This is a genomic window from Paenibacillus sp. A3 (assembly GCF_001399685.1).
Classification (GTDB): Bacteria; Bacillota; Bacilli; order Paenibacillales; family NBRC-103111; genus Paenibacillus_G.
Genome location: NZ_JTHN01000313.1, coordinates 1 through 2,332 on the forward strand (window position 1 = coordinate 1; position 2,332 = coordinate 2,332).

General features: G+C 56.4%; 2 protein-coding genes. One reads left to right on the top strand and one right to left on the bottom strand.

Translation table 11 applies throughout. The features are described from left to right. Positions 1-260: 260 nt before the first annotated feature. On the bottom strand, positions 261-1,109 hold the full coding sequence (locus QJ48_RS33765; protein WP_054977667.1) for a sugar phosphate isomerase/epimerase: 849 nt from the start codon (positions 1,107-1,109) through the stop codon (positions 261-263). A gap of 177 nt (positions 1,110-1,286) precedes the next feature. Here QJ48_RS33765 and asnB point away from each other — a divergent pair. Further along, positions 1,287-2,332: asparagine synthase (glutamine-hydrolyzing) (asnB, locus tag QJ48_RS33770; protein WP_063858224.1), on the top strand; the 1,046-nt coding region annotated here is incomplete at its 3' end.

A 2,332-nucleotide genomic window follows, 5' to 3' on the forward strand; every position in this document is an offset into this window, starting at 1 on the left:
TTCTCGCCCACTCACGGCGTCGTCTGGCGGAAATTCAGACGGAAGCAGGCCGCTGTTGTCGGTTAAAAAACAAAAAATACTTTGCATATGCCGATGGGGGGTATCCCTCCAGCCGCTCTTGAAACCCGTGAAATTGATTATAAATTTTAGTTGTATTTCCACGGGCTTCAAAGGCGGACGTAAACTCTTCCGGGACACACCCCATCTAAATTTGTCTGGGAATTTTTCGAACATAACCTTCACAATACAAGAAGCCGGGCTTACGCGAGCCCGGCTTTTTCGTATACGCGCTTAAACGCCTGTTGCGATCGCGCCGCCAATGCCTCAGCGGTGTCCACCGGCGGCTGCGGCGTCAAGATCTCCTGTGCCACGATCCCGGTATAACCGATGCGGTGCAGCCCTTGCAGGAACGCCGTCAAGTCGATGACGCCCTCGCCCGGATACAGCCGGTCGTTGTCCAGTACCTCGGCGACCGGAACGTCCTTGGCGTCGTTGATATGGACATGGACGATCTGGTCGGCGCGCAGCTTGGCGATATCGGCCGATGTGCCTCCCGTCGTATACCAGTGATAAGCGTCGAACAGCAAGCCGACATTGCTTTTGCCGATCGTATCGATCCACTCCAGCATACTCTCCGCATCCCATAAAAATGGATGCTTCCAACGCGTGCGCAGATGATGCGGGCCGACGAATTCCAGTCCGAGCCGGATGCCGTACGCCTCCAAAATGTCCGCGCAAAGGCGCAGCCGCCGGGTTGCGACGGCCATAAACCGCGCGGCGTTCTCGTCCGTCGACGGCAGCACGTACGTGCAGCACGCAGTTACGCCGAGCTTGCTGGCCGCCGCCGCTTCCGCTGCGAGCCGGGGCAAGCCTTCACGGAACGTATCCTCGGATTGCCGCCACTCTGCGGCAAGTCCGATCGCGCCGATGCGCACCTGCTTCTCTTGCAAAAAGCCTCTAACCTGCTCCAAGCCTGCCGCTGCGATCCATTCCTCCAGCTCTTGGCCGTGCGCGTCGACCGCGCCGAACCCGAAGCGGGAAGCCAGCTCTACAAATTTGTTGATCGGCCCTGCTTCGCCGATGCCTGCTCTTGTCAATCCTTTGATCATCCGTTCTTCACTCCTCCGACAAGGTATACCCGCCCACATCATAAACCGCCGCTCCGCAGGCTGTCTACTCGGAAAAAGCGACATGATTTTTTCTGGGAACCTCCATTTCCTGAATTACGTACGAATATGGTATACTGTTGTATCGGACTATTTTTTAGCGCTTGAGGAGGAAAAACAATGTGCGGGATCACCGGCGTCATGTATTTTGAAGACCGCGAGCCTTCCCCGTCCACACTGAAGAGCATGACCGACTGTATCGTGCATCGGGGACCGGACGATTTTGGATTTTGGAGTGAGAACCGCATCGGACTCGGCTTCCGCCGATTGTCCATCATCGATTTGCAGGAAGGCCATCAGCCGCTCGCCAACGAAGACGAAACGGTATGGATTGCGTTCAACGGCGAGATTTATAACTATAAATATTTGCGCAATACGCTTCAGGCGAAAGGACATCAATTCAAAACCCATTCGGACACCGAAGTCATCGTCCATCTGTACGAGGAGTACGGGGAGGAATGCGTGAAGCAGCTTCGCGGGATGTTCGGGTTTGTAATTTGGGACCGCCGGAAAAAGCAGTTGTTTGGTGCGCGGGACCATTTCGGCATCAAGCCGTTCTATTATTACCACGACAGCAGCCAATTCCTGTTCGGCTCGGAAATTAAAAGCATTCTGGCCGCCGGAGTCGCCCGGACGATTCATACGGAAAGTCTGCTGAACTATTTAACGTTCCAGTACGTACCGGAGCCGACGACGATGTTCCAGGGCATACATAAGCTGCCGCCGGGACATACCGTTACCGTATCGTATGACGGCGGACTGTCGGTCAAGCGGTACTGGGACCCGATGCTGCAGCCGGAGGAGCGGCCGTTTGACGAATGCGTCGAGCGGATCCGCGAGGCGCTCAAAGATTCGGTCGTTCACCATATGCAGAGCGACGTGGAGCGGGGCTGCTTCTTATCCAGCGGCATCGACTCGACGGCGATTGCGGCGCATATGCGTCAAATCGAATCGATCCGCACGTTCTCCGTCGGCTTCGAGGGAGCCAACAACGAGACCGTCATCGCGCGTCAGACCGCGCAGGCGCTGGGTACCGAGCATTACGACAAAATCATCACGAAGGAAGATTACTTCGGCACCCTGACGAAAGCCGCCTGGCATCAGGACGAGCCGGTGGCCGACCCTTCGGCGATTGCCCTTTACCATGTGGCGCAGCTTGCGCGCGA

Coding starts and splice junctions, on each gene's coding strand:
- QJ48_RS33765 (WP_054977667.1), bottom strand. CDS start 1,109: ATGATCAAAGGATTGACAAGAGCAGGCATCGGCGAAGCAGGGCCGATC.